Genomic DNA, 6,427 nt, shown 5'->3' with positions numbered 1-6,427 from the left:
GGGGCCGCCCCCGCCGCAGCACCCCCCGCCACAGGCCGCCGCCGGGCCGTCCGCGACCGGATCGGCGGGGGTGGCGCCATAGCCGAGCGCCGCCAGCGGACGAACGACCGCGTCGGCACCCAGCGTGTCGTCGTGCGAGACGGCCACCGTGCCGGCAGGCACCGACACCCGCACCTCGCGGACCCCCGGCACCCGGCGCAACGCCGTCTCGATCTTGGCGGCACAGGAGCCGCAATCCATGCCGGAAACCCGGTAGCGGCTGGTGCGCAAGGCGGTTCCGCCAACTCCGATCTGATCCTGCGTGTCGGGTATGGGATCGGGCGTGGGATCGGCCATGGGAAAGCTCCTTCCGGGTGCGCATCTTCGGCAGTTCCCGGAGAGCCTAAATTCTCTAGCGGCTGGAGGATCAAGGGGGAAAAACGCCGCCCATGCTCAGCCCGGCAGGACGCTTCGGACGTTCGCGGCTTCAGCAGCTCCCGTCGCCGGCATCCGCTTCGTCATTCTCAGGCGAATGCCCCGGAAGTCCGGCGAAAGGGTCGGTCCTGGGGATAATGGGATGCTGTTCCAGCCCGACGATGGGCGACCAGCGGGGCGAGCCATGTTTCACCTCCAAGAAGGAGCCATGGTCCAGAGCCGGCTTGTAGACCCGGAAGGTCTTCATGATCGACAGGATCCCCGCGGAGTCGAGCGGCCCCAGGAAGGATTCGTCCATGTCGAGAAAGGACGGGTGGGATACCCAGCGCTCAAGCTGCGCTGCATTGAGGCAGAAGCTTCCGGCCGCCGGATAGGACGTGCGCTCGAACCGAACGGCCTCTCCCATGAACTCCATGGTCAACTCCGGCCGGTCGGACAGATCCTGATGCATGGTCGTCCAGGGCCGGCCGAGGACGTAATCCGGATAGACCTTGTAGCCGAAGGTCGAGGCGTTCTCGAACCGGTTGGGCTGCAGCAGCGCCTCCGGCCCGAACTGCGCATCGAACAGCGCCCGTTTGCGGAAGAACAGCGGGTCGGTCATGATGATGTCGTCTTCGACATAGCAGTACCAGTCATACTGCCCCGCCAGTTCCCGCATCGCCATATGCGCACCGAATCCCAGCCGGGTTGGCAGGAAGTTGTCGTCGAATTTGGCCTGGCGGTAGAGAGCCGGGCTGATCCGCAGCGAATTGAGCAGATGGTTGTCGCCGACGGTGCAGACGATCACATCGATTTGGGCACGATGCGGGGATGCGGCCTGCCATGCCACCTTGCGCCAATGGTCGAGACCGGCCACCCGGTTCCCATAGAGTTGGTGAAAGGCGGAGATGGTCTCGCCAAGGACGGCGATGCGTTCCGCTTTCCGATTGATATCACTGGAATTGTTTCCACCGGCGGCATGGTCGGCCTTGGGACGGTAGAAATGCGGGATGACGCACAGGATCTTCACAGCGACACCCTTGCTGCTCGGGGCCAGGACTTGGGGCGGGGTAATAACCGTTGGTGGCGGGATGAACAAGCGGAAATAGAAAATACGGGGAGGGCGGCTGGGGCCTGATCCTTCTTCCCCCATGGGGCCAGTGGTTCCGTTCCCGGAAGCAGCACATTGCCGGCGGCTTCCCCGGAGCTTAAATTCTCCAGAGACTGGAGGATCAAGAGGGAAATGCCGACCATGTCCAGCCTGACCATCGGCACGCTCGCCAAACGGACCGGCGTGAAGATCCCGACCATCCGCTATTACGAGAGCATCGGCCTGCTGCCGGAGGCGCCGCGCACCGGCAGCAACCGGCGCAGCTACGACGACAGGGCGGTCAACCGGCTGCGCTTCATCCGCCACGCCCGCGAGCTGGGCTTCGAGGTTGAGGCGATCCGCCAGCTGCTGGCAATGGCCGACGATCCCGGCCGGCCCTGCCGGGACGCCGACCAGTTGGCCCATACCCATCTGGCCGAGATCGAGTCCCGGATCGCCCGGCTGGAGGCTCTGCGCGACGAGGTGCGGCGGATGGTGGAGGGCTGCGCCCAGGGCCAGGTGCGCAGCTGCCACGTCATCGAGGTGCTGGCCGACCACGCCCACTGCCTGCACGACCGGCATTGACGGAAAAGCCCCCTCCGGGACGAAGCGCCGCAGCGGACAAGCGCGCTCTATGACCTGCAGCCGGTTGCCCGGCGGACGGCGGCGTCTATAGTCACGCTTATGCAGTGTCGAAACCATCCATGCTTCCGGACGGCGAACGCCACTTTGGCCGTCACTTGGCCCATCATGGGGGGAAGCGGATCGTCATGGCGACGGCAGCGGGAACAGGGTCGGGAACAGGGTTCGAGATGGATGCGGGCGCGGCGGTGAGGGCGGATCGGAAACGGGCGGCATGCTGCGGCTTCTGAGAACCAACCGTCCGCTCCAGCGCATCGGGGCGCTCGGCGTGGCCGTGCTGGCGGTGCTGTGCGGCGGCACCGCGATCGTCCTGAACCGGCTGCATGACGAGACGCTGGCCGAAGCCACGCTGGGCCTGCGCACGCTCAACGCCTCGCTGGCCGAGCAGACTGCCCGCGCCATCGAAGGGATCGACCTGACCGTCGGCGGAATCGCCGAGCAGATTCCGCTTGAGAACCGGCGCAGCCTCGAAGCCTTCAAGCGGCTGCGCTTTGAACGGCAGGTTTACGAGATCCTCAAGGCCAAGGCGTCCAGCCTGCCGCAGATGGAGGCGCTGAGCCTGATCGCCGCCGACGGCAGTCTGGTGAACTTCACCCGCCAGTTCCCGGCTCCGACGCTCGACCTGTCCCAGCGCGACTATTACCAGGAACTCAAGGACGCCGATCCCGGACAGGCCTATCTCAGCCGGCCGACGAAGAGCATCGTTACCGGAGAATGGACGCTCTACATCGCCCGCCGCGTGAACACCCCGGACGGCGGGCTGGTCGGGCTGGTGGTCGGGGCCATCCGCCTGTCCTATTTCGAACAGTTCTACCGCAGCCTCCATGTGGTGCCGGGCAGCGGCTTCAGCCTGTGGTGGCGCGACGGCATGCTGCTGGCGCGCTTCCCGCCGGTGCCGGATAAGATCGGCACCATCGCCCACGACCCGATCATCGATAGGCAGCTCGCCCAGACCGGGACCGGCACCTCCACCCTGCAGCGCTCGGTCGACGGCGAGAGCCGGATCCTGTCCGTCCAGCTCGTCCGCAACTATCCGCTGGCCGTCGCGGTCAGCCGGACGCGGGGAGAGATCCTGGCCCGTTGGCAGAGTCAGGCGATCGTCATCGCCGGCGCCGGGCTGGTCAGCGCGGTGGCGCTCGCCCTGATGCTGTGGGCGATGGCGCGCCAGTTCCTGGCCTACGAGACCGCCAACCGCGCGCTCAGCGAGCGCCGTCAGGCAGTGGAAGCCCGCGACGAGGCGGAGGAGCATGTCCGCCAGCTGCAGAAGATGGAGGCGCTGGGCCAGCTGACCGGCGGCGTCGCCCACGACTTCAACAACCTGCTGCAGGCGGTGCGCTCCAGCCTGCACATGCTGGAGGCCGGCGGCGAGCTGCGCGGGGCGGAGAGCCGGCGGGCGGTGGAGGTGGCAAGCCAGGCGGTCGACCGCGGCGCCACCCTGACCCAGCACCTGCTGGCCTTCGCCCGCCGCCAGCGGCTGGCCCCGGCGCCGGTCGACCTCGGCGCCCAGGTGTCGGGGATGGCGACGCTGCTGGAACGCACGCTGGGCGGCGCCATCCGCATCCGCATCGACCGCGACGCCGGCGTGCCGCCGGCGCTGGTCGATCCCCACCAGTTCGACATCGCCCTGCTGAACCTCGCCATCAACGCCCGCGACGCCATGCCGGACGGCGGCACCCTGACCATCGCCGTGACCAGCCTGTCGGTGGAGATGGGCCGGAAAGCTGGAGAGCCGGCGGGCGAGAGCATATCCCCCGCCCTGGCGCCGGGCGGCTATGTCGCCGTGACCGTGCGCGACAGCGGCACCGGCATGCCGCCGGACGTGCTGGCGCGGGCCTGCGACCCCTTCTTCACCACCAAGCCGATCGGCCAGGGCAGCGGTCTGGGGCTGAGCATGGTGCATGGACTGACCGCGCAGTCCGGCGGCGGCATGCGCCTGGAAAGCCATCCCGGCCTCGGCACCGCGGTGACGCTGTACCTGCCCCACGCCCCGGTTCCGGCGGACGACGGGTCGGACCCGCCCGACGAGGCCGCCGCCGGAAACCGGCCGTCGCCCGTGCCGTCCGCCGCCCTGTCCGACGCCCAGGCCGCCACCCAGGCTGCCGCCGTGCGCGTGCTGCTGGTCGAGGACGACGCCCTGGTCCGCATGGCGAACGCGGCGGTGCTGGACGAGGCCGGCATCATGGTGTCGGAGGCCTCCAGCGGCGAGGAGGCTTTGGCGCTGCTGGAGGCGGACGAGGGGATCGGCGTCCTGGTCACCGACTTCGCCATGCCCGGCATGACCGGCGCCGACCTGACCCGCCTCGTCCGCCGTCACCGCCCCGGCCTGCCGGTCCTGATCGTCACCGGCTATGCCGAGAAGGCGGTGCTGCAGGATCTGGGGCGCGAGCCCGGCATCCGCATCCTGTCCAAGCCGATCCCGCCGGCAGCCCTGATCGGCCACATCATGGAGGCGCTTTAGGAAGCCCGCGTTACCGGCTCTGCAGCGGGAAGCAGCCGCGTCCGGCCGTTTTCAGGGCGCTGCAGGCCGCGTCGGCGGTGGCGGCGGGGAATCCGGTCAGGCGGGCCTTGTAGAGACCGCCGGAGCGGACGATCGCGGGACTGGCGCCGGCCGCGAGGGGCCCCAAGCGCTTGGCCGTGTCGCGGGCGCTGCGCATCGCCGCGGCATGGCTGGCGAAGGCGCCGACCTGAATGGACCAGGAGCCGCCGTCGGGCTTCGCTATGGACTTTGTGGTGGCGGACTTTGTGGTGGCCGGCTTCATCGAAGGGACGGCAACGCTCACCGCCGTGCTGCGTTCGGCGGTCGAGGCGCTGTTTTTGGTGATCACCAGATCCGGCTGCACGGGCGCCGGCTTGGACGGGCTGGTCGGGCGCTTGAAGCCGGCGTCCAGCAGGTCGGCGACTTGGGTGTCGCGGGCATCGGCGCTGTGCCCGCCCATCACCACCGCGATCAGGCGGCGGCCGTCCCGCACCGCCGAGGCGGCAAGGTTGAAGCCGGACGCGGCGATGTAGCCGGTCTTGATGCCGTCCATGCCGGGATAGCGCGCCATCAGGCGGTTGTGGCCATAAACCGTATCGCCCTGCCAGTCGAAGCTGCGGCGCTTGAAATAGGCGTAATGTTTGCCATGGCGGCGGATCAGCGCCCGGGACAGGGTCGCCATGTCGCGCGCCGTCGTCCGCTGCAGCCGGTCGGGCAGGCCCGACGCGTTGCGGAACACCGTGTGGCGCATGCCGAGCCGGTGGGCACGCGCCGTCATCTTTTTGGCGAAGGCCGTCTCGCTGCCGCCCAGCGCCTCGCCCAGCACCACCGCGACGTCGTTGGCCGAGCGGGTGACCAGCGCCAGGATCGCCTGCTCCACCGTGATGGTGCTGCCCGGTGCCAGCCACAGCCGCGACGGCGGCATCGAGGCGGCATGCCGCGACACCACGAGCCTCTGGTTCAGCCGCAACGTGCCGCGGTCCAGCGCCTCGAAGGTCAGCATCAGCGTCATCATCTTGGTTAGCGAGGCCGGGTAGGTCAGCCGGTCGGCATTGCGCGCCCGCAGGACCTTGCCGCTGTCCGCATCCATCAGGATCTCCGCGGCGACCGGGGTCCAACCCTTCTTGGCCGAGGCCGGCAGGGGCGCCAGCAGGACCGCGAGAACGGTCAGGGAGAGCAGCAGCAGCGTCGAAGCGCGGGCGAGCAGGGGCATCGTCTCAGGTCCGGCGGTTGGTGCAGCCCCGCTGCGGCGCGGGCGCTGTCGGCGTTGCGGGTTCCCCCTTTGAAAGCGGGACGGGCGAAAGCAGGATGGGCGAAAGCGGAACGGGGCGGGACGGCCACCGGGCGGCCGGCATCATCCGTCGGACAGCATCGAACGGACCATGGCGCGGAAGGCATCGACCGCCACCGGCTTGGCCAGCATGCGCATGTTGCGGCCAAGCCCATCCTCGCCATCGCCGGGCCTGTCGTCCAGGGCTTGGAAGGCATAGCCGGTCAGGAACAGCACCTTCAGATCGGGATAATGCGCCTGCGCCGCCTCCGCCAGCTGGCGGCCGTTCAGGCCGGGCAGCCCGACATCGGTCACCAGCAGGTCGACCGGCGGTAGCAGGTCGACCGACGGTCTGGGGCCTTCCCGCCCGGCCGCGGCCTCGCTCAGCCGGGCAAGCGCCGTGGTGCCGTCGGCGGCCTCCAGCACGGTGTAGCCGTCGCCCTCCAGCACCTCCACCAGCAGCATGCGGACCAACCCCTCGTCCTCCACCACCAGCACCGTGCCCCGCCCGGCGCGGCCGGTGGGCGGGGTGGGGACGGCGGCGGGGGCAGGGGTG

Annotated in this window: 6 protein-coding genes; 2 read left to right on the top strand and 4 right to left on the bottom strand. The window is 69.3% G+C overall.

What is annotated here, in order from left to right; translation table 11 throughout:
- Both TSO5_RS30190 and TSO5_RS30185 read right to left on the bottom strand, forming a co-directional pair.
- The coding region (locus tag TSO5_RS30190; RefSeq protein ID WP_247871038.1) for a heavy metal-associated domain-containing protein at window positions 1-336 on the bottom strand (336 nt) is incomplete at its 3' end.
- Window positions 337-466: 130 nt separating this feature from the next.
- Window positions 467-1,423 (bottom strand): hypothetical protein, encoded by a 957-nt coding sequence (locus TSO5_RS30185; RefSeq protein ID WP_109155070.1) that lies wholly within the window; start codon window positions 1,421-1,423, stop codon window positions 467-469.
- 222 nt (window positions 1,424-1,645) lie between these two features.
- On the opposite strand from TSO5_RS30185, the gene TSO5_RS30180 reads away from it, so the two are divergent.
- The gene (locus tag TSO5_RS30180; protein ID WP_109155071.1) at window positions 1,646-2,068 is read left to right on the top strand and encodes a helix-turn-helix domain-containing protein; all 423 of its coding nucleotides are present in this window, start codon (window positions 1,646-1,648) and stop codon (window positions 2,066-2,068) included.
- Between the two features lie 271 nt (window positions 2,069-2,339).
- Window positions 2,340-4,583: a response regulator gene (locus tag TSO5_RS30175; RefSeq protein WP_109155069.1), complete on the top strand. Its 2,244-nt coding sequence runs from the start codon at window positions 2,340-2,342 to the stop codon at window positions 4,581-4,583.
- Between the two features lie 10 nt (window positions 4,584-4,593).
- Here TSO5_RS30175 and TSO5_RS30170 read toward each other — a convergent pair whose 3' ends face one another.
- Complete coding sequence (locus TSO5_RS30170; protein ID WP_109155068.1) at window positions 4,594-5,814, bottom strand: D-alanyl-D-alanine carboxypeptidase family protein; 1,221 nt, start codon at window positions 5,812-5,814, stop codon at window positions 4,594-4,596.
- 141 nt (window positions 5,815-5,955) lie between these two features.
- A partial coding sequence (locus TSO5_RS30165; RefSeq protein ID WP_146203868.1) for a response regulator occupies window positions 5,956-6,427 on the bottom strand: 472 nt, incomplete at its 5' end.

Source organism: Azospirillum sp. TSO5 (genome assembly GCF_003116065.1).
GTDB lineage: Bacteria > Pseudomonadota > Alphaproteobacteria > Azospirillales > Azospirillaceae > Azospirillum.
This window is presented reverse-complemented; position numbering and strand designations above follow the sequence as displayed.